Here is a 20,043-nt window from a genome sequence, read left to right as displayed (position 1 = left end):
CGTTCACTCTGAGCCAGGATCAAACTCTCAAGTTCATCAGCTCACCACTCAGCCAAAACCAAGCAGCAAACCTCGAGGCCTCTCCAAAACTCTTCATCGCTGACCCATCACAGTCCAGCCCAACCAAGCCCCAACACCCAAACCTCAGGCAATCGCCCAAAGCCCAAGCACCAGCCGCGCATCCCACCCAGGCAGCCAAAAACCTCAGCCACCCCAGCAAAACACACAACAGCTCAGCCAATCAGCCAAACCATAATGCATCCACAAATTCCAAGAAAACCCGATGCAATTTTAAATCAGCGTTGAGACCTTCTATCCTACATCCGCCTCAGCGTCAAGCAGAATTTTCAGTCTCAGCCTTCAGCGCCTCAGAAGAACTCGTCGGCGTTGAGCGGTGTTTAGCGGCGATTACTTTGCCCGTCAACACCACCACCGAAGTTTTTCTTCAGCAGCCCCACCAACAACCCAAGCTCATCGCCCAAACCACCAGCAGGGGCGCGCCTTCTAGGACCTCAGAACCTCAGTGTCAAACGGCTTTTTGCCGCCTGCCTCATCACAAGTGGCCACCCGACCGGAAATCCCAGGCCCTTATCCTTCTGGAACAATGTCTTCCGCGGCACACAGCCAATGCCGCCGCAGCGTATCCCGCGGCGGCTGGCGCTCCAGCGAGGGATCCGGCAATTCCTCGCGGCGAAGGAATTGCAGGGCGCGCCAGAACCCGGCCTCCCCTCCCCCCACCGGCCAGGCCTGCCGGCAGGCCTCGACAGCCGGCGGCAGCAGGCCCGCCTCGCTGGCCTCCAGGACCAGAAGGGTTTCCGCTTCCGGCGGGCGCGCCTGAGGGAAAGCCTCATAGGACTGGCCAAGCCGCGCGGCCTCGCCCAGCAGGAAGCCCAGCAGAGCGCCCTCGGCCATGGCCCGCTCCGCCACGGCCCGCACGGCCTCCGGCGCTCCCTGGCCGGGCAGGCGCAGCGTCGCCAGCGCCCCGCCCCGGCCGAAGCACCCCCCGGCCAGAGTTTGGCATGGCAGGCGGCGGAAATCGGTCAGCGTCGGGCGCATCCGGGCCGACCAGAGGGTCGGCTCGCGCACCAGGGCCATGTAGGCCGGGGTATCGAGCGCCTCCAGCCCCTCCAGCTCATAGAGCGTGAAGTAGCCCGCCCCCGCCTCGGCCCGGTAACGGCGGGCGGCACGGAAGCCGGGGGCACCCAGCCGCTCGGGCGCGTGCTCCTGGCTGTGCCAGGCCTCGTATTCGGCCTCCCACCCCGGCAGCACGCCATTCCACAGCGCCAGGAAAGCCGGCGGTGTCATGGCCGCAGAATGACCTTCGCAGCCTCGCGGCTCTGCGACAGGGCAAAGCCCCGCATCGCCTCGGCCAGCGGCAGGCGGTGCGTCACCATGGCGCGCACCTTCTCCGTATTCCGCAGCATGAACGCCAGCACGCGGGACCAGTCGGCGATCGGCGCGCGGTAGGCGCCGTGGATGCTCTGCTCCATGCGCACAAGCCGCGTCAGATCGATGGGCGCCGGCCGGGCATGAATGCCCGCCACCACCAGCCGCCCGCCCTTGCGCAGCCGCAGCAGCCCCGCCTCGATGGCCGGGGTGGCCCCGGCGGCCTCGATCACCGCGTCAAAGGGGGCGGATTGCCCGGCGGCAGCCAGGGCAGCCGGCAGGTCGGTACCGGCCAGGTCGATGGCCGTGGCGCCACACACCGCGCGGGCCGTGGCGAGGCGCGCGGCATCGCCCACCCCGGCCAGCACCACCTCGGCCCCCGCCGCCTCGGCGAAGAGGGCGATGCCAAGGCCGATCGGCCCCGGCCCCAGCACCAGCACGCGCTGCCCCGGCCGCACCTCGGCCAGATCCACCGCGTGCAGGGAGACGCTGAGCGGCTCGGTCATCGCCGCCAGTTCGGCATCCAGCCCCTCCGGCACGGCAACGCAGTTCAGCGCCGGCACGCGCACCAGCGCGGCGAAGGCGCCATCCCGCCCGATGCCAATGCCGCTGCGGCCGGTGCAGCCATCCGGGTGGCCTGCCGTGCAGGCGGCGCAGCGGCCGCAGACGGTGGAGGGGCGCACCGTCACCCGCTGCCCCATCGCGACACCCAGCGCCCCCTCGCCCAGGGCGACAATCCGCCCGGCGAATTCATGGCCGATGGTGACCGGCATGCCGGCCGTCATCGACTCATAGCCGGCGGTCCATTCGGCGATATGCACATCCGTGCCACAGATGCCGGCGGCCTCCACGGCCACCAGCACCTCGCCGGGCTGCGCGACGGGCTCGGGCAGTTCGGCGAAGTCGAGGCCAGGGCGCGGGGCGGTCTTGCGCAGGGCCAGCATGGTCATTCCATCCGCACCTTGGCGTCGGTGATCACCTTGGCCCAGAGCTGCGCCTCGGCCTCCATGAAGCGGGTCAGCTCGGCGGGGCTGCCCCAGGCCGGCACGGCGCCGAGCGTGCCGAGGCGGCTGGCCACCGCCTCGTCGCGCGTGGCCGCGCTGAAGGCCTGGTTCAGCACCGTGATCACCGGCGCGGGGGTGCCGCGCGGCGCGGCCAGGGCCACCCAGGCGGAGACGTCGTAACCCGGGAAGCCCTGCTCGGCCACGGTCGGCACCTCCGGCAGGCTGGCCACGCGCTGCGCCGTGGTGACAGCCAGCGCCTTCAGCGTGCCGCTGGCGATCTGCCCCGCCGCCGAGGCCAGGGTGCAGAACATCACGTCGAGATTGCCGCTGATCGTGTCCGTCAGCGCCGGGGCCTCGCCACGATAAGGAATGTGCTGGGTCTCGATGCCGGTGCGCAGGCCGAAGAGCTCGCCCGCCAGATGCGCCACCGTGCCGGTGCCACCGGAGCCGAAGGTCAGCGGCTGGCCGGATTTGCGGGTCGCCTCCGCCAGCTCCGACATGGTGCGCACGGGCGAGGCCGGGCGCGTCACCACCACGAAGGGCAGCCGCGCGACCAGCCCGACCGGCTCCAGCGCCGTCTTCCAGTCATAGGGAATATCGCTGCGGAAGGCGGGGTTGATCACCGTCGTCGTCGGCACCGCCAGCAGGGTATAGCCATCGGGCTGGGCGCGGGTCACTGCCTGGGTCGCCGGGATGGTGCTGCCACCGCCGCGGTTCTCGATCACCGGGCGCTTGCCCAGGACATCCCCCGCCTTCTCGGCGATGGTGCGGGTGGCGACATCGACGCCACCGCCCGCCGCGAAGGGCACGATGATGGTGGGCGAGCGGCTGGGCCAGGCCTCCTGGGCGCGGGCCGCGCCGGGCAGCCACGCGGCCGCACCCAGGGTCACGGTACCCAGGGCGGCGGCGCCGCGCAGCAGGCCACGGCGGCGCAGCGGCAGCCCTTCCGGGGAGAGCGGGAATCGGTCGGCAGGGGGCATACCTGCTTCCTCCTGGTCTGTGGATTCTCTCGACCGCGCGGGGGGCGCGGCCATGACCCATGGGGCGGGGTTAGAGCCCGGCGGGCCGCCCGCCGCAACCGACATTGCTGCGGCGGGCCATAGCCTCAGGGCATGGCCATGGCCTGCGGCAGCGCGGCGATCCCTTCCGCCAGAAGGGCCTCGAAGGTTTTCAGGAAGCGGCCCTGCACGCGGTCCACCACACGGTGGACATAGACCTCGAAGCCGCGTTCCCCGCTGGTGGGCAGCACGGCCAGGCGGTCCCGCCGCGCGGACAGGGCGCTGAAGGGGTCGATCACCGCGACGGCAAGGCCGGCCTCGGCCAGGGCGGCGGCGCTGTCGGCGAAGCGGACATGGTGCCGCCGCCCCGGCACCACCCCCGCCTGCGCCAGGAAGGCATTGAGCACCTGCCCATGGACGGACCAGCCCTCGAACACCGCCAGCGGCAGGCCGCGCAGATCCTCCGGCCGCAGCACCTCCCGGCGGGCGAGTGGCCAGTCCCGCGGCACCAGCGCCACCGGGGCGCCGCGGCCCACCCGGGCGCTGCGCAGCCCCGCCTGGGCGATGGGGAAGAGGGTGACGGCCACCTCCCCCGGCCCTTCCGTCAGATAGGTGGCCACCTGGCTGACGGAGAGCACATCCAGGTGCAGGGACAGTTCCGGGTGGCGCTGCGTCAGGCCGGCCAGGGCGGCCGGCACCAGCATGCGCCCCAGGCTGGGCGAGGCGCCCACATGGAAACGGCTCTCGCCCAGCCGCGCGGCCTCGGCGGCGCGGCCCACGGCGGCGCGCAGCGCCTCATAGGCGCGGTCGATCTCCTCCAGCATGCGGCGGGCCTCGGCGGTGGGGTGCAGCCGGCCCCCGGCGCGCTCGAAGAGCGGCAGGCCCATCACATCCTCCACCCGCGCCAGGATGCGGCTGGCGGTCGGCTGGGCGATGCCGAGTTCGCGCGCCGCGCCCACCAGCGTGCCGGCACGCAGCACGGCGCGGAACACCTCGATCTGGCGCAGGGTCAGCATGGCCGGCCCGTCGCGCGGATAGCCTCGACCAGCCGCCGCAGCATCCCGCTCCCCTCGCCGGCGATGCGCGAATGCAGCACGAGGTCGCGCGCCGGCAGGGGCGGCAGGCCGAGCCGCGCCCCGGCCTCCACCGCGCCGGCGGGCGCGACGCGCCGGGCCAGGGCCACCACGCCCAGCCCCGCCGCCGCCGCCGCGCCCACCGTGGCGACGCCCGTGCCGACGAAAGCCTCCCGCCAGGGCAGCCCCGCCGCCGCCAGCCGCCCGACCGCCATGGCGCGCAGGTGGCAGGGCTCCGGCTGGGTCACCAGGGGAAGCGGGCCGGGCGGCAGGGAGAAGCCAGGGGCGGCCATCCAGGCGAAGGCCTCGCGCAGCAGCACCTCCCCCCCGCGGCGGCTTTCATCATGCCGCAGCACCACCACGGCATCGAGTTCCCCGGCATCGTAGCGGTCCAGCAGATCGCGCGTGCCGCTCACCCGCAATTCCAGCACCGTGCCGCCACCCAGCCGCGCCAGCAGCCCGGGCAGCTCCGCACCCACGATATGATGGCTGAGACCAAGGCCAAGGCGGCTGGGCTTCGCGACGAAGGCCTCCGCCGCGCGGCGATGCGCCTCCACGACCTGCCGCGCGAGATCGAGGAAGGCAGCCCCCGCGCCGGACAGCCGCACCGAGCGCGGCGTGCGCTCCAGCAGGCGCTGGCCGAGGCGCTCCTCCAGCCGGCGCAGCTTCAGGCTGACCGCCGCCTGGCTGCTGTTCAGCACCTGCGCCGCGCGGGTGAAGCTGCGCAGCTCCGCCACGAGGACGAAGGCATGCAGGGCGTCGGGGTCCAGGCCACGCATGGGGCAACCATATCAATCCGAAATCACTGAAAGCGGATTTCGCCGCGTTCTGCAATGGCCAGGGCGGCGGCATCCTGCCGGCATGTCCACCACCACCGCCTCTTCCGGTCCGGGCGCGCAGCTCTGGACCATCCTTGGCCTCGCCGTCGCGGCGCAGACCGCGGGCTCCATCGTCTCGCAGGGGGTCTATACCCTCGTGCCCGTCTTCCGGGAGGCTTTCGGCCTCTCCCAGGCCGAGGCGGCGCTGGCTGTCACGGTGATGAACGGGGGGCAGATCCTCTCCCTCTTCACCCTGGGCCGCCTGATCGACCGGCATGGGGAGCGCGCGGTCGTCGCCATCGCCATGGCCGGCATGGGGCTGATGGCCATGGCCGGCGCCATGCTGGCCACGGGATACGCCTCTCTGCTGCTGGCGCTGCTGCTCCTTGGGGTCTGCTACGCCGCCGTGCAGCCGGGCGGCACGCGGGCCATCCTGCGCTGGTTTCCAACACGGCACCGGGGCCTGGCCACCGGCTTCCGCCAGGCGGCCGTGCCGCTCGGCACCGCCCTCGCCGCCATGCTGCTGCCGCTGCTGGCGGCCAGCGGCGGGTGGCGCGCCGCCCTGCTGGCCCAGGGTGGCATCGGCATCGCCGGGGGCCTGTTCTTCTGGGCCTTCTATCGCGAGGGCGACCTGGCCGAGAGCCGCAAGGCGCCTCCCCTGCCGCTGCGCCAATTGCTGGCGGTGCTGGGGCGAGACCCGGCCTTCTGGCCGGTGCTCGGCGCGGGCATCGCGATGTCCTCCTTCCAGTTCACCTTCACCGCCAGCGCCATCGCTTTCATGGCGGAGCGTTTCGGCCTCGGGCTGGTGGCGGCGGCGGCGCTCTTCGCCATCGTGCAGTTCACCGGCATCCCCAGCCGCGCCCTGCTGCCGATGGTGGTGGACCGCCTCTGGCCCGGCCGGCGCGAACACTGCCTGGGCTGGGTCATGGCCCTCTGCACGGCCCTGACGGCGCTCTATGCCCTGCTGCCGGCAGAGACGCCCGCCTGGGCGCTCTACCCGGTGCTGGCGCTGCTCGGCATTTTCGGCATTGGCTGGTTCCCGCTCTACCTGCTGCAAATCGCCGAGATCGCGCCGAAAAACGCCATCGCCACCACGGTCGGCTTCTCCAGCACGCTGTGCATGATCGCGATGGCGCTGGCCCCCCTCGCCTTCGGCGCGGTCGTCGATGCCGGGGGCTATGGGCTGGCCTGGGGCCTGCTGGTCCTGCCGGTGGGGCTGCTGGTGCCCCGCCTCCTGCGGCTCCCGGCCCGGGAAGGCCGGGAACCGCAGGATCAGGAGCCCGTCAGACCCGCAGCAGGGTCTTGATCGCCCGGCGCTCATCCATCGCCTTGTACCCCGCCGCGACGTCGGCGATCGGGATATCCAGGTCGAAGACCTTGCCGGGATCGATGCGCCGCGTCAGCACGAGGTCCATTAGGTGCGGCAGGAAGCGGCGCACCGGCGCCGGCCCGCCCATCATGCCGGTCTGCGAGAAGAAGAGCGACTGGCCATCCAGCTGCACGCCATGCGGCACGCCGACATAGCCGATCATGGCGCCCGGGCGGGCGCACTGGATGGCCTGCTGCATCGATTCCTGGGTGCCGACGCATTCCAGCACGGAATCCGCCCCCACGCCGCGCGTCATCTGGCGGAGGCGGCGGATACCCTCCTCCCCACGCTCGGCGACGATGTCGGTCGCGCCGTATTCCAGCGCCAGTTCCTGCCGGCGCTTGTGGCGGCTCATGGCGATGATGCGGCCCGCCCCCATCTGGCTGGCTGCCAGCACGCCCATCAACCCCACCGCGCCATCGCCCACCACCACCACCGTGGAACCGGGCTGCACGCGCGCGGCATCGGCCGCATACCAGCCGGTGCCCAGCACGTCCGAGGTGGCGAGGAGGCTGGGGATGAGATCATCCGGCGGGATCTCGGGGGTTGGCACCAGCGTGCCATCGGCGAGCGGCACGCGGGCATAGGGCGCCTGTGCACCGGACATGAATTCGCGCTGCTCGCAGGAGGACTGGAAGCCGAAGCGGCAATGCGGGCAGGTGTTGTCCGAGATGCAGAAGGAGCCGACGACGAACTGCCCCGGGCGGACCGTCGTCACGGCGCTGCCGACCTCGACGACGATGCCGCAATATTCATGGCCCATATGGGCCGGCCCCTCCATCTTCTGGAGGCCGCGATAGGGCCAGAGGTCGGAACCACAGATGCAGGTGGCCGAGAGCTTGATGATGGCATCCGTCGGCTTGAGGATCTTCGGCTCGGCGACGGCCTCATAGCGCACATCGCCAGGGCCGTGCAGGACGGTGGCAAGCATGGGTGTTCTCCTTGTGGTGAAGGCGCGGCGCAGGCTCAGCCCAGGCGCTCAGCCCAGGCGCTCGGCGCGCAGCGGGAACTGGCCGCGCAGCAGGAGGGGCGCCGTGCCCTCCTCGATCCGCCCGAGCCGGATCAGCCCGCGGGAGTAGCGGTAGCCGGCATGGAAGAAGATCAGATTGCCCCAGGGGGCATAGTAGCAGAAATCCCCGGGCGCCTCGCCGGAGAAGGGGCCGCTGCCCGCCTCCGTCAGCTTGCGCGGGAGATAGGCGATCTTCTCGTTCTGCGCGTAGTCGTCGATCTGGAGATCGAGCGGCAGCAGGGAGAAGAGATCGCGCGCCGAGGGGTTGTCCGCCAGCGTGGCGGTGAAGCGGCGGTCGTGGAAGGTGAAGCGGATCTGCATGGGTCGCTCCCGCGCCGGGCTGGAAGGCTGGGCCCGCGCGGCGCGTGGCAGGGCGAGGCCGGCGAGAGCCGCGGCCAGGCCCGCGCGGCGGGTCAGGGGGATGGATGGCGGGGCCTTCATGACGGGGCCTGCCCTCCCCGCGCGGCTCCTGGCGGCGGAGGATCCGGGAGGAAATAGCCCCACCCGGCGGGGAGGCCATCGGGGGCCGGTGCTGTCTTCAGGCAATGGGTCACGCTGCACCTCGGTTCCGGCGTGGCGGCCCTGGCCATGCCGCCCGCCCTCCGGGTGAAAGCTAGCAGGGCGCGCCGGGTGGCATTACCGGCGGCGGATCGCTTGGACCTATCCACGCCGCGGGGGTAATCCGCCCGGCCCCGTGCGGAGCCGGGCGGGAGGGTGGCCCCGCTCAGCGCGTGCCGAGGAAGGCGATGATGGCGCGCCGCTCCTCGGCATTGGCGAAGCGCTGGGCCATGCGCGTGCCGGGTACCGTGGCCGTGGGGTTGGCCAGGAAGCCGTCCATCGTCTCCGCACTCCAGGTGATGCCGGAGTTCCGCAATGCGGGCGAGGCGGAGAAACCCGGCACGCTGCCGGCGGCCCGCCCCATCACCCCCTGCAGATGCGGGCCGACGCCGTTGCGGGTGGTCGCCACCTGGTGACAGGCGCCGCAACGCTGCTGGAACAGCCGCTGCCCCTCCGCCTCGGCCTCCTGCGCGCGGGTGGCGCCGGGACTGAGGATGGTGGCCAGGAGAGGCATGGCCAGGAGAAGCGGCCTCACCCCTGCATCCCCTTGAAGTCCACCTTGGAGAGCGGAAGGCTGCGGATGCGCCGCCCGGTCAGGGCCGCGATGGCATTGACCACCGCCGGTGGCACCCCCGGCAGGCCGGGTTCGCCAATGCCACCCATCGGCGCGCCGCTCTCGACGATGCGCACATGCACGCGCGGCATGCGGTCCGGCGGCAGGATGGGGTAGCCATCGAAGTTGCGCGCCTGCGGCTCGCCCTTCTCATAGACCACCTGTTCCAGCAGCGCGGAGGAGAGGCCGAGCGCCACGGCGGAATTCACCTGGGACTCGATGACCGCCGGATTGACGATGCTGCCGGGGTCGATGGCGACCCAGACATCATGCACCACCACCTCGCCATCACGCAGAGAGACCTCGGCGATGGTCGCGACCTCGGAGCCGAAGGGCGAGGCCATGGCGACGCCGCGCGCGCGCCGCGTGCCATCCGCCACCTGGAAGGGGCCACGCTTCCAGCCGCCGGAGAGATCGGCCACCGCCTCCAGCAGCGCCTTGTGGCGCGGGCTGCTGGCCAGCAGCCGCCGGCGCAGCTCATAGGGGTCCTGCCGCCCGGCATCGGCCATTTCGTCGAAGAAGGTCTCGTAGAAGAAGTCGTTCATCGAGTGGCCGACAGAGCGCCAGAAGCCGATGACCGCCGGGTCATCGACATGGATCTGGCCGACGCGCAGGTCCGGGATGGCATAGACCTTCCCCGCGATGCCCTCGACGGCGGAACTGTCCACCTTGTCCGGCTGGCGGCCGAACCAGCGGCTCACTGCACCCTCGCCCACCGCCACGGCCTGCAGCGCCACCGGCAGGCCGCTGGCATCGAGCCCGGCGCGGAAGCGGGCCACGCTGGCCGGCCGCAGCGCGTCGCGCAGGAATTCCTCCTCGCGGCTCCAGATCAGCTTCACCGGGCGGCCCACCGCCTTGGAGAGCAGGATGGCCTGCGGGAAGGGATTGGCCGAGGCATAGAGGAAGTGCCGGCCGAAAAAGCCGCCGAGGATCGGCGAATGCAGGATGACCTTCTCCGGCGGGATCCCGGCCACCTGGGCGGCGGCGGCCTGGAACATCTCCGGCGCCTGGTTGGGGATCCACATCTCCAGCGTGCCATCCTGGTTCCAGCGCACCAGGGCGGAGGGCGGTTCCAGCTGGCCATGCGCCAGGTAGGGCGCGTCATAGGTGGCCTCGACCACGCGGCTGGCCTTGCCCATGGCGGCGGCGGCATCGCCCACCGCCTCGAAGGCCACACCCTCCCCGGCCATGCCCTTCAGCTTCTCCTTGTGGGCCTCGGAGGAGAAATCCGCCGGCATGGCGGCCGCGGTGCCGGCGGGGGCCGCGGTCCAGGTGACCTGGAGCGCCTCGACCGCGCGGCGCGCCCGCCACCAGCTGGAGGCCAGGACGGCCACGGCGCCCGGCAGGCGGTGGATGGAGTGCACGCCCGGCATGGCGCGCACCTCGGCCTCATTGGCCAGGGCGCCGGGCTGCTCGCCCAGGCGCGGGCTGTGCTGCACCGCCGCGAGCAGCATGCCCTCCAGCGTCAGGTCGATGGTGTATTGCGCGCGGCCGGTGGATTTGTCGCGCACATCGAGGCGCGGCACGCGCTTGCCGATCCAGCGGAACTCGGCGGGTGAACGCAGCGCCGGGGCGGGCGGCACGGGCAGTTTCGCGGCCTCGGCGGCGATCTCGCCATAGGCCAGGGCCCGGCCGGAGGCGGCATGCAGCACGCGCCCCGGCTCGGTGGAGAGCGCGGCCACCGGCACGCCGAGCCGCGCCGAGGCCGCCTGCAGCAGCATCAGCCGCGCCGAGGCGCCAAGCTTGCGCATCGCCTCATAGCTCATCCGCACCGACATGCTGCCGCCGGTGAAGCGGGCCCCGCCACCGATCAGCAGATAGTCCGGCCCCGGCGGGGCGCCTTCCAGGGTGAAGCGCGCCGGGTCGATATCCAGTTCCTCACCGATGATCTGCGCCATGGCGGTGAAGATGCCCTGCCCCCCCTCGATGAAGGGGCTGCGGAACAGGACGGTGCTGTCCGGCCGGATGGCCAGGAAGGCATTGACGCGCGTGCCCGGCACGATGGCCGGGGCCGCGGCCTGGGCCCGGGCGCGCCCGCCCGGCAGGGTGACGCCCAGCACCAGCGCCCCGGCGGCGGCGCCAAGCAGGCCACGGCGGGACAGGTTCACCGGCCGCGCCACGGCGCGCGGCGCCTGGGCCTGGGCCAGGAAGCGCTGGGGCAGGAAGCGCTGGCTCATCTCATTCATCGCGCTTCCCCTTCAGCCCTGGGCGGCCTGCCGCACGGCGGCGGCGATGGCGTTGTAGGTGCCGCAGCGGCAGAGATTGACCATGGCGCCGGCGATCTCGTCCTCGCTGGGCTTCGGGCTCTGCTTCAGCAGGGCGGTGGCCGCCATCACCTGGCCGGACTGGCAGTAGCCGCATTGCGGCACCTGGCTCGCCACCCAGGCCTCGACGACCTTCTTCCCCACCGGATCCTGCTCGATGGCCTCGATGGTCATGATCGCGCTGCCGGCGACGCTCTCGACGGGCGTGACGCAGGAGCGCGTGGCCTGCCCGTCCACCAGGACCGTGCAGGCGCCGCACTGCGCGAGGCCGCAGCCATACTTCGTCCCGGTCATCCCGAGTTCGTCGCGCAGAACCCAGAGGAGCGGGGTATCGGGCTCCGCCTCGACATTGCGCTTGGAACCGTTAATGCTCAGCTCCATCAAACTCTCCTTCAGGGGCCGCTCCGCGGGGCAGGGTGCGGGAACGGGGTGGCAGGGGCCGGTGTAGGCGCCGGGGCAGGCGTGGGACGCCTCCCAAGCTAGGCACGCGGGAGCCCCCGAATTAGCGCGGAAAATCTCTAAGCTTTATCGAGGCCATCGATAAATACCGCGAAAAGAATGAGAGAGGCTTTCATGTTCAAGGAAGATTTTAACGATCTCCTTTGGTTTCTTGCTGTCGCTGACGAGAAAAACTTCACCAAGGCCGCCGCGAAGCTCGGCGTTACCCAGTCCACGCTCAGCCACACCATCAAGCGGCTGGAAATGCGGATGGGTATCCGCCTGCTGACACGCACGACCCGCAGCGTCGCCACCACCGAGGCGGGGGAAAGGCTGCGGCAGGTGCTGGCGCCGAGGCTGGCGGATATCGAGATCGAGATGGCCTCGCTGATGGAATTCCGCGAGAAGCCGGCGGGGCATCTGCGCATCACCCTGTCGGACCACGCCTTCCGCAGCACCGTCTGGCCGAAACTGGCGCCGGTGCTGGCGAACTACCCGGATCTCAAGGTCGAACTGAACATCGACAACGGCTTCCGCAACATCGTGGAGGAAGGCTTCGATGCGGGCATCCGCCTCGGCGAAAGCATCGAGAAGGACATGATCGCCGTGCGCATCGGGCCGGACTGGCGGCTGATCGCCGTGGCCTCGCCCGGCTATCTGGCGCAGAACCCGGCACCGGAGCATCCGCAGGATCTGGTGCGGCACAATTGCATCAACCTGCGCCAGGCACGGGCGGGCGGGCTCTATGCCTGGGAATTCGAGCGCGACGGCAAGGAACTCCGCGTCCGCGTCAATGGCCAGCTGACCTTCAACACGAACTACGCGATGATCGATGCCGCCGTGAAAGGCTATGGCATCGCCTATATGCCGGAGGACCTCGTCCGGCCGCATCTCGACGATGGCCGGCTGGTCGCGCTGCTGGAAGAATGGTCGCCACCCTTCGAGGGCTACTACATCTACTACCCCAGCCGGCGGCAGAACCTGCCCGGCCTCCGCGTGGTCATCGACGCGCTGCGCCAGGGCGAATGATCAATCCAGCCCCTGTTTCTCCGGCATGATCATCAGGCGGGCAGGTCGATGCGCGATTGCAGCTCCCGCGCCAGCCGGTCAATGGCCACCCGCAGCCGCAGGGGCAGGTGCCGCGCGCCGGGCCAGACGGCGAAGCTCTCCAGCGGCGGCGAGGGAAAGCCGGGCACCACCACCAATTGCCCGGCGGCCAGCTGCGCGCGCACGAGCCAGGCGGGCACCCAGGCCAGCCCCATGCCCTGCGTGGCGGCCTCGACAATCGCCTCATGGTCGTCCGATTGCAGGCGCCAGCGCAGCTTCGCCTCGACCAGCCGCCCCGTGGCATCGGGCAGGGTCCAGGGGAAGAGCCGCTCGCCGCGCCAATAGACCAAGGCGTCATGCGCCGCCAGTTCCTCGATCCCGCGCGGCAGGCCGCGCGCGGCGAGATAGGCGGGCGCGGCGCAGATGATCTTGGCCTGGGTGGCGATCCGCCGCGTGCTCAGGGCACCGCCCTCGCCGGGCGCGCCATTGCGGATGGCGAGGTCGAAGCGCTCGCCGATCATGTCCACCAGGGTATCGCTGAAGCGCAGGTCCAGCTCCAGCCCGGGATGCTCCCGCGCGATGTCCAGCAGGATCGGCGCCACGCAATGCCGCCCGAAGAGGCGGGGCATCGAGACCTTCAGCGGCCCCACGACCTCCCGCCGCCCGGAATCGATCAGGGACTCCCCGGCGCGCAGTTCCTCCAGCGCCTTCAGGCAGCGCTCGTAATAGATCTGCCCGTCCTCGGTGAGCTGCTGCGTGCGCGTGGTGCGGTGGAAGAGGCGCGTGCCCAGCCGGGCCTCCAGCCGCGCCACGCTCTTGCCCACGGCGGAGCGGCTGAGCGCCAGACGCTCCGCCGCGCGCGCGAAGCCCCCCGCCTCGACCGCCTCGACGAAGACCCCGACACCGTCCAGATGATCCCTCATGGCTGCCGCATTGGTTCCTTTCAGGATACAAATATCGGAGATCTTGTCCGCACTGCAAATCTGAAATCGCCGATATCGTACCGCCCACCGGAGACCCCGCCACGCGCGGCCCCATCCCAAGGAGCGGATCCATGCAAATCGCAATCGTCTATGACAGCGGCTATGGCCACACGGCGAAGCTGGCCCGGCATGTGGCCGAGGGTGTGGCGCGCGTGGCGGGGGCTGAGGCCCTGCTGCTGGCCGTGGCGGACGGGGAGGCCGACTGGGCGCGGCTGGCCGCCAGCGATGCCATCATCTTCGGCTCCCCCACCTATAACGGCCTGATCAGCGCCCGGCTGAAGGCGTTCATGGAAGCCTCGACGCGCGCCGCCTGGCTGCCGCAGGCATGGCGCAACAAGGTGGCCGCCGGCTTCACCAATTCCGGCGCCATGCATGGCGACAAGCTGAATGCCCTGGTCTCCATGGCCCTCTTCGCGGCGCAGCACGGCATGATCTGGGTCGGGCTCGACCTCTTCCCCGGCAAGAGCAGCACCGAGATGAACCGCATCGGCGGCTGGCTCGGCGCCATGGCGCAGTCCGACGACGCCTCCCCCGAGGTGACGCCGATCGAGAGCGACCTGAAGACCGCCGCCCATCTGGGCCAGCGCGTCGCCGAGGTGACGGCGCAACTGCTGCGCGGCAAGGCCTGAGGCGGCGCGTCCCGCCTCTTCCCCTCCCCCTTTCCGGCATCCAGCACAGGGATCCCGCCGCCATGGCGACCAATGAAGGACATGACACCGCCCCGCTCTTCGCCATGATCGGGGCTGTCTCCCCGGTCCTGGTCCCCTACACGCAGGAGCGGATCGTGGGCGAGCTGTGGCACCGGCCGGGCCTCGCGCCACGGGACCGCGCGCTCGTCACGCTCGCGATCCTGGTGTCGCGCAACGCGGCCCTGGCCTATCCGCACTATGTCAACAAGGCGCTGGACAGCGGGCTGACAGGGGCGGAGGTATCGGAGCTGCTCACCCATCTCGCCTTCTACGCCGGCTGGCCCAGCGCCTTCGGCGCGATGCCGGTGGTGCGGGAGATCTTCGCGCAGCGCGGCATCCCGGCCGCGCAGCTGCCCGAGGTCTCGCCCGCGCTGCTGCCGCCCCCCGCCCCGGCGGAAAGCGCCGCGCGCGCCGCCTTCCTGGCGGAGACGCTGGCGCCGGTTTCGCCCGCCCTGGCGCATTTCACCGGGGATCTCCTGGAAGGCGAGGTCTGGCGCCGCCCCGGCCTCACGCCGCGGGACCGCGCCCTGGCCACGCTGGCCGCCCTGGCCACGCTCGGCCAGGCGGAGTTCTTCCCGTCCTATCTGGGCCGCGCCCTGCGGCTGGGCGTGACGGCGGAGGAATTCGGCGAGGCGCTGGCGCATGTCGCCTTCTATGGCGGCTGGGGCCTGGCCATCCGCGCCACCCTCGCGGCGAAGCCAATCCTGGCGGCACAGCCGGCCTAGCCGGGGCCGGGCGGCGCCTCGGCCGTGAAGCCCGCCAGCATCTCCTCCTCCACGGCGAGATGCAGGCGGAGCAGTGCCTCCAGCGTCACCAGGGTATGGCGCAGTTCGGGGGCGATGGCGGCCCAGCCGGCGCCCCCCTCCCCCAGCCGCAGCAGCGCCGCGACCCGCTCGGCCAGGGCCTCGATCTCCGCATGCATGCGCACCATCGGCGCCATCGGGTCCTGCCCGCCCAGGCGGCGCGCGGCCTCGGGATAAAGCGTCCGCTCCTCCTCCCACTGATGGGGCAGCAGCTCCTCGCGCAGCCTTGCCTCCAGCGGCCCCAGCGGGAGCGTGGCACCGGCCACGGGGTCGATCGCCTCGGCGGCGTCGCGCAGCGCATCGGCGAGCTGGCGCAGCCCCGTATGCTCCTCCTGCCGTGCCTCCAGGCCGGCGGCGGCGGGCAGGCCGGCGGCCTCGGCCTCCTCCGGCCCCGGGCGCAGCGCGGCCAGGGCATAGAGGATGGCGAAGACATCGATGCCCTCCTGCACCAGCGCCCCGGCCAGCGGCGCCAGCCATCCCGCCGCCGCCGCCGCCATGGCCAGCAGCGACAGCCCCATGCCCAGACCCATGGCCCGCAGCGCCACCTGGCGGGAGCGGCGGGCAATGGCCACCGCCTCCGCCACCCGGTCCACCCGGTCCACCAGCAGCACCACATCCCCCGCCTCGGCCGCGGCGGCGGTGCCGGCGGCGCCCATGGCGATGCCGACATCGGCGGCGGCCAGGGCGGGGGCGTCGTTCACCCCGTCTCCCACCATCGCCGTGGGGGCGCGCGCGGCTTCCTCCCGCACTGCGGCGATCTTCTCCGCCGGGGACTGGCCGGCGCGCAGCGCGTCCAGCCGCAGGGCGCGGGCGACGGGGATGGCGGCCTGCTCACGGTCACCGGTGAGCAGCACGATGCGCCGCACCCCCAGGGCGCGCAGCCGCCGCACGGCGCGCGGCGCCTCCCGCCGCAGCCCGTCGGCCATGACGAAGGCGGCCATGGCCCGCCCCTCCACCGCCAGCCACGCCACCGCCCCGGCGGCGGCCGAGACCTGCGCGGCGACGCGGAAGCCCGCCTGCGGCTCCACCCCGGCGGCGCGCAGGAAGCCTTCCGCCCCCAGCAGCAGGGCGCGGCCCTCCACCCGGCCGGACAGGCCGCCACCCGCCTGCTCGGCCACCGCCCCGGGCAGCGGCAGGGCAAGGCCCTGCGCCCGCGCGGCGGCGACCAGCGCGGCGGAGACCGGATGCGTCGAGCCCTGGGCCAGCGCCGCCGCCAGGCGCAGCGCGGCCTCGCGCCCCAGCGCCGGGTCGGCATCCAGCGTGGCCAGACGCGGGCGGCCGGGGGTGAGCGTGCCCGTCTTGTCGAACACCACGGTGCGGATGCGCGCCAGCCGCTCCAGCGCGCCACCCCCCTTCACGACGATGCCCCGGCGCGCGGCACGGCCGATCCCCGCCACCAGCGCCACGGGGGCGGCCAGGATCAGCGGACAGGGCGTGGCCACCACCAGCACGGCCAGGGCACGGCGCGGATCACCGCTCAGCGCCCAGGCGCCGCCCGCCACCAGGGCGGTGATGGCGATGAAGCCCAGCGCCCAGCGATCCGCCAGCCGCGTGAGGGGCGCGCGGGCGGCGGCGGCCTGCTGCGTCAGGCGCAGGATGGCGGCATAGGTGCTGGCCCCGGCCTCCCGCGCGGCGCGCAGGCGGAAGGCGCCGCCGGCATTCACCCCGCCGCTGCGCAGCGCATCACCGGACTGGAACAAAACCGGCAGGGGTTCGCCCGTCAGGGCGCTTTCATCCAGCGTGGCGGCGGCATCCTCCAGCGTGCCATCGGCCGGCACGGTCTCGCCGGGGCGCAGCAGGAGGAGGTCGCCGGGGCGGATCTCCGCCACCGCGATTTCCTCCACCGCCTCACCCCGGATGCGCGCGGCGCGGCGGGGCGCGCGGGCCATCAGCGCGCTCAGCGCCCGGGTGGCGCGGCCCTCGGCCCAGCGTTCCAGCGCCTCGCCGCCCGCGACCATCAGGCCGATCACCGCGGCAGCGGCATTCTCCCCCAGGGCCAGGGCGCCGAGGATGGCGGCGAGGGCGATGCCATCCACCCCGAGCCGTCCGCCCAGCAGCGAGCGCGCCAGATCCAGCGCCACCCGCGCCGCCACCGGCAGGGCGGCGGCGGCCCAGACCCAGGAGGCCGCTTCCCCCCAGCCCAGACCCAGGCCCAGGCCCAGGCCCAGGCCATGCAGCGCAAGCCCGGCGGCGAGACCCAGGGCAACCCAGGCAAGAAGCAGATAGCGGCGCATGGCGTTTGGCCTTCCCCTGCCCGCGTCGCGCGGGCGGGGGGCAGCATGGCACGGCGCGGGTTGTGGCGGCTTGGCGCAGATCAAGCCGCGCCGCGCGCTTCAGCCGCCGCCCTCCTGCCCGACCAGCCGGCCCAGGCCGTAGAAGCGGTCCGCCAGCACCAGCAGCAGCACCGCCACCGCCAGTTGCGCCGTGCTGATGGCGGCGATGGCGGGGTCGAATTGCTGCTCGACATAGCTCAGCATCACCACCGGCAGGGTGTTGGTGCCGGGGCTGCCGAAAAAGAAGGAGAGCGGCAGGTTGTCGAAGGAGACGAGGAAGGAAAAGAGCGACCCCGCGGCAATCGCCGGGCGCAGCAGCGGCAGGACGACATGGCGCAGCACCGCCGCGCGCGAGGCGCCGAGCACCTCCGCCGCTTCCTCCAGCGCCGGAGGCAGGCCGCGATAGGCGGCGGCGGTGACGCGCACCACATAGGGCAGGCAGACGCAGCCATGCGCCACCAGCAGCGCCGGCAGCGACAGGCCGAGGCCGATGCGCGAGAGGAAAAACAGCGCCGCGAAGCCGAAGACGATCATTGGCATGGAGAGCGGCGAGAGCAGGAAGGTCATGGCCGCGAGAGCCGCCGGGTGGTGGCTGCGCGCCAGGGCGAGGCTGGCCGGCACGCCGAGCAGCACGGAAAGCAGCGTCGCCCCCAGCGCCACCTGCAGGCTGACCCGGAGACCCTGCAGGAAGGGCGCGTAGTCCAGCATGCGCGCGAACCAGCGCAGCGACAGCCCCGGCAGCGGGAAAACGACATAGCCGGCGGAGGTGAAGGAGAGCGCCACCACCACCAGGATCGGCGCCAGCATGAACAGGATGAAGAGCGCCACCACGGCGCGCAGCAGCCAGAGGGCGGGGTCCGCGCGGCGCATCTCAGCCGCCCTTCCGCACCAGGCGCAGTTGCAGCGCCAGGCAGGCCAGGGCGAGGAGGAGGAGCACCGTGCTCATGGCGCTGACCATGCCGAAATCCCGCGTCGTGTTGAACTGCTGGTAGATGAGGAGCGGCAGCGTCTGCAACCCGCCGCCCAGCAGCAGCAGCGTGACGAAGCTGCCATTGGCGACCATGAAGACCAGGATGCAGCCGGTGAGGATACCCTCCCAGGAGAGCGGCAGCGTCACCTCCAGGAAGGCGCGGAAACGCCCGGCGCCGAGGATGGCCGCTGCCTCCTCCAGCCGCCGGTCAATGCTCTGCAGCACCGGGGTGATGGAGAGCACCATGAAGGGCAGCAACACATGGACGAGGGCGGCGATGGCAATGCCCAGGCTGCCGGTGAAGCGGATGGGCGCCTCGACCAGCCCCAGCCCCTCCAGCAGCAGGTTGACCGGCCCGCGGCGCGCGAACAGCACCTGCCAGCCGAAGGTGCGCATGATGATGGAGGTGAGCAGCGGCGCGACCAGGGTGAAGAGGATCACCCCCCGCCAGCGCCCGGCATGGCGCACGAGGTAGTAGGCCACCGGATAGCCGGCCAGCACGCAGAGCAGCGTGACGCCGGCCGAGAGGGCCAGCGTCTCCGCCATCGCACGCAGATAGAAGGCGTCGCCGAAGAGCAGGGCGTAGCGCGCCAGGGTCAGGCTGCCATCCGCCGCCGTGATGCTGCGCCCGACGATATCGAGCATCGGCAGCACGAAGAACCCGGCCAGGAAAAGCAGGGCCGGGGCGAGCGGCAGCAGCCGGCGCATCAGCGGCGGATCTCGCGGTTCCAGCGGTCCACCCAGGCGGCGCGCTTCGCCGCGATCTCGGCATAGGGCGGGAAGGCCGCCTGCTGCCAGGGGGTGATGCGCTCGGCCAGGCCCGGCGGATAGACCACGAGGCGGTTGGTGACGCCGTAGTTCAGCTTCTTCGCGAAGGCCAGCTGCGCCTCGGCGCTCAGCATGATGTCGAGATAGGGCCAGGCCTCCTCGCTGGCATTCTTCGGCTTCTGAATGGCGATGGCATTGATCGAGCCACCCTCGCTCGGGTTCAGGAAGCCGGCGAAGCTGGCGCCGCTGTCGCTCCAGGCCCAGGTGCGGCCATCGAAATAGATGCCGATATCGGCATCGCCGCTGGCCAGGGCATTCTCGAAGTCGTTCGGGCTGTTCCAGAAGGAGACGTTGCGGCCCATCTTCCGCACCGCCTCGAAGAAGGGATCGACATTGTCCACCCCGCCGCCAAGCGCCTTGGCCATCGCCCAGATCAGCATGATCGGCGTCACCGCGTAGCCGATGCCGGGCAGCGAGGCCTGCCACTCCCCCTTCGCCGTGCGCTCGACGAATTCGGCGAAGGATTTCGGCGGCTGCTTCACCCGCCCCTTGTGGAAGGTGAAGCCCGCCACGCCATAGTCGAAGAGCACGCCATGCCCGTCGAGCGGGGCGATGAACTCCTCCGGCGTGTGGACGAGGTTGGGCGTCTTCTCCACGGTGAAGCGCTCCACCAGCCCTTTCTGCACCGCCGCGATGGCGAGATCGGGGATGGTGACGAGGGCATCGATGGGTGGGCGGGCCGGATTGGCCTCGATCTGCGCCAGCCATTGCGTCGGGCTGCCGATCAGCACCTGGGCGCGGTTGCCGGTGGCCTTCTCATAGGGCTGGGCGAAGCAGGTGCGCACCGCCTCTTCCCAGATGCCACCGAGGGCGGTGACGGTGATGCTCTTCCCCTGCGCCCGCGCCGGGCGATGCGGCAGAGCGGAGAGGCCCAGCGCGGCCGTAGCGCCGGCAAGCCCGCGACGTGTCCAGAGAGCCAT

At 71.8% G+C, this 20,043-nt stretch carries 19 protein-coding genes; 4 read left to right on the top strand and 15 right to left on the bottom strand.

What is annotated here, in order from left to right; genetic code table 11:
* Nucleotides 1–588: 588 nt before the first annotated feature.
* The 5 genes from NON00_RS10410 to NON00_RS10390 form a co-directional block, all read right to left on the bottom strand.
* Nucleotides 589–1,305: a DUF4286 family protein gene (locus NON00_RS10410; RefSeq protein WP_256020412.1), complete on the bottom strand. Its 717-nt coding sequence runs from the start codon at nucleotides 1,303–1,305 to the stop codon at nucleotides 589–591.
* On the bottom strand, nucleotides 1,302–2,336 hold the full coding sequence (locus tag NON00_RS10405) for a zinc-binding dehydrogenase (RefSeq protein WP_256020410.1): 1,035 nt from the start codon (nucleotides 2,334–2,336) through the stop codon (nucleotides 1,302–1,304). The genes NON00_RS10410 and NON00_RS10405 overlap by 4 nt, the downstream gene beginning before the upstream one ends.
* A complete protein-coding gene (locus NON00_RS10400) occupies nucleotides 2,333–3,370 on the bottom strand; it encodes a tripartite tricarboxylate transporter substrate binding protein (RefSeq protein WP_256020407.1) in 1,038 nt (345 codons plus the stop codon). The genes NON00_RS10405 and NON00_RS10400 overlap by 4 nt, the downstream gene beginning before the upstream one ends.
* 125 nt (nucleotides 3,371–3,495) lie before the next feature.
* On the bottom strand, nucleotides 3,496–4,404 hold the full coding sequence (locus tag NON00_RS10395; protein WP_256020404.1) for a LysR substrate-binding domain-containing protein: 909 nt from the start codon (nucleotides 4,402–4,404) through the stop codon (nucleotides 3,496–3,498).
* The gene (locus NON00_RS10390; protein ID WP_305123292.1) at nucleotides 4,398–5,240 is read right to left on the bottom strand and encodes a LysR family transcriptional regulator; all 843 of its coding nucleotides are present in this window, start codon (nucleotides 5,238–5,240) and stop codon (nucleotides 4,398–4,400) included. Before NON00_RS10390 ends, NON00_RS10395 begins: the two co-directional genes overlap by 7 nt.
* An 82-nt stretch (nucleotides 5,241–5,322) precedes the next feature.
* Between NON00_RS10390 and NON00_RS10380 the strand changes: the two genes are divergently transcribed.
* The gene (locus NON00_RS10380) at nucleotides 5,323–6,585 is read left to right on the top strand and encodes an MFS transporter (protein ID WP_256020402.1); all 1,263 of its coding nucleotides are present in this window, start codon (nucleotides 5,323–5,325) and stop codon (nucleotides 6,583–6,585) included.
* Here the strand turns inward: NON00_RS10380 and NON00_RS10375 are convergent.
* From NON00_RS10375 to NON00_RS10355, 5 genes are all read right to left on the bottom strand, one after another.
* Entirely contained in the window at nucleotides 6,563–7,579 is a 1,017-nt protein-coding gene (locus NON00_RS10375) for a zinc-dependent alcohol dehydrogenase family protein (RefSeq protein ID WP_256020399.1), read from the bottom strand. The genes NON00_RS10380 and NON00_RS10375 overlap by 23 nt on opposite strands.
* Before the next feature lie 48 nt (nucleotides 7,580–7,627).
* Nucleotides 7,628–8,098 (bottom strand): cyclophilin-like fold protein, encoded by a 471-nt coding sequence (locus NON00_RS10370; RefSeq protein ID WP_256020397.1) that lies wholly within the window; start codon nucleotides 8,096–8,098, stop codon nucleotides 7,628–7,630.
* Between the two features lie 283 nt (nucleotides 8,099–8,381).
* Entirely contained in the window at nucleotides 8,382–8,750 is a 369-nt protein-coding gene (locus NON00_RS10365) for a c-type cytochrome (protein ID WP_256020394.1), read from the bottom strand.
* Nucleotides 8,747–11,014, bottom strand: coding sequence for a xanthine dehydrogenase family protein molybdopterin-binding subunit (locus NON00_RS10360; protein WP_256020391.1), 2,268 nt, complete (start codon nucleotides 11,012–11,014; stop codon nucleotides 8,747–8,749). Before NON00_RS10360 ends, NON00_RS10365 begins: the two co-directional genes overlap by 4 nt.
* 12 nt (nucleotides 11,015–11,026) lie before the next feature.
* Complete coding sequence (locus NON00_RS10355) at nucleotides 11,027–11,473, bottom strand: (2Fe-2S)-binding protein (protein WP_305123291.1); 447 nt, start codon at nucleotides 11,471–11,473, stop codon at nucleotides 11,027–11,029.
* 192 nt (nucleotides 11,474–11,665) lie between these two features.
* On the opposite strand from NON00_RS10355, the gene NON00_RS10350 reads away from it, so the two are divergent.
* Complete coding sequence (locus NON00_RS10350; protein WP_256020386.1) at nucleotides 11,666–12,559, top strand: LysR family transcriptional regulator; 894 nt, start codon at nucleotides 11,666–11,668, stop codon at nucleotides 12,557–12,559.
* A 32-nt stretch (nucleotides 12,560–12,591) separates the two neighbouring features.
* On the opposite strand, the gene NON00_RS10345 is transcribed toward NON00_RS10350, so the two are convergent.
* Nucleotides 12,592–13,500: a LysR family transcriptional regulator gene (locus NON00_RS10345; RefSeq protein WP_256020384.1), complete on the bottom strand. Its 909-nt coding sequence runs from the start codon at nucleotides 13,498–13,500 to the stop codon at nucleotides 12,592–12,594.
* Between the two features lie 131 nt (nucleotides 13,501–13,631).
* On the opposite strand from NON00_RS10345, the gene NON00_RS10340 reads away from it, so the two are divergent.
* Nucleotides 13,632–14,189 (top strand): flavodoxin family protein, encoded by a 558-nt coding sequence (locus NON00_RS10340; RefSeq protein ID WP_256020381.1) that lies wholly within the window; start codon nucleotides 13,632–13,634, stop codon nucleotides 14,187–14,189.
* Between the two features lie 62 nt (nucleotides 14,190–14,251).
* On the top strand, nucleotides 14,252–14,974 hold the full coding sequence (locus tag NON00_RS10335; protein WP_256020378.1) for a carboxymuconolactone decarboxylase family protein: 723 nt from the start codon (nucleotides 14,252–14,254) through the stop codon (nucleotides 14,972–14,974).
* On the opposite strand, the gene NON00_RS10330 is transcribed toward NON00_RS10335, so the two are convergent.
* From NON00_RS10330 to NON00_RS10315, 4 genes are all read right to left on the bottom strand, one after another.
* Nucleotides 14,971–17,286 carry a heavy metal translocating P-type ATPase gene (locus tag NON00_RS10330; RefSeq protein WP_256020375.1) on the bottom strand — a complete coding sequence of 772 codons (2,316 nt, stop codon included), beginning with the start codon at nucleotides 17,284–17,286 and terminating at the stop codon, nucleotides 14,971–14,973. The two genes, NON00_RS10335 and NON00_RS10330, sit on opposite strands and share 4 nt — an antisense overlap.
* A 99-nt stretch (nucleotides 17,287–17,385) precedes the next feature.
* Nucleotides 17,386–18,195 (bottom strand): ABC transporter permease, encoded by an 810-nt coding sequence (locus tag NON00_RS10325; protein WP_256020373.1) that lies wholly within the window; start codon nucleotides 18,193–18,195, stop codon nucleotides 17,386–17,388.
* Between the two features lies 1 nt (nucleotide 18,196).
* Complete coding sequence (locus NON00_RS10320; RefSeq protein WP_256020371.1) at nucleotides 18,197–19,003, bottom strand: ABC transporter permease; 807 nt, start codon at nucleotides 19,001–19,003, stop codon at nucleotides 18,197–18,199.
* The gene (locus NON00_RS10315; protein ID WP_256020368.1) at nucleotides 19,003–20,043 is read right to left on the bottom strand and encodes an extracellular solute-binding protein; all 1,041 of its coding nucleotides are present in this window, start codon (nucleotides 20,041–20,043) and stop codon (nucleotides 19,003–19,005) included. The genes NON00_RS10320 and NON00_RS10315 overlap by 1 nt, the downstream gene beginning before the upstream one ends.

It is taken from the genome of Roseomonas sp. GC11, assembly GCF_024437745.1.
Classification (GTDB): domain Bacteria; phylum Pseudomonadota; class Alphaproteobacteria; order Acetobacterales; family Acetobacteraceae; genus Pseudoroseomonas.
Note: the sequence above shows the minus strand (reverse complement) of the source record. Positions and strands in the feature narration are given on the sequence as shown.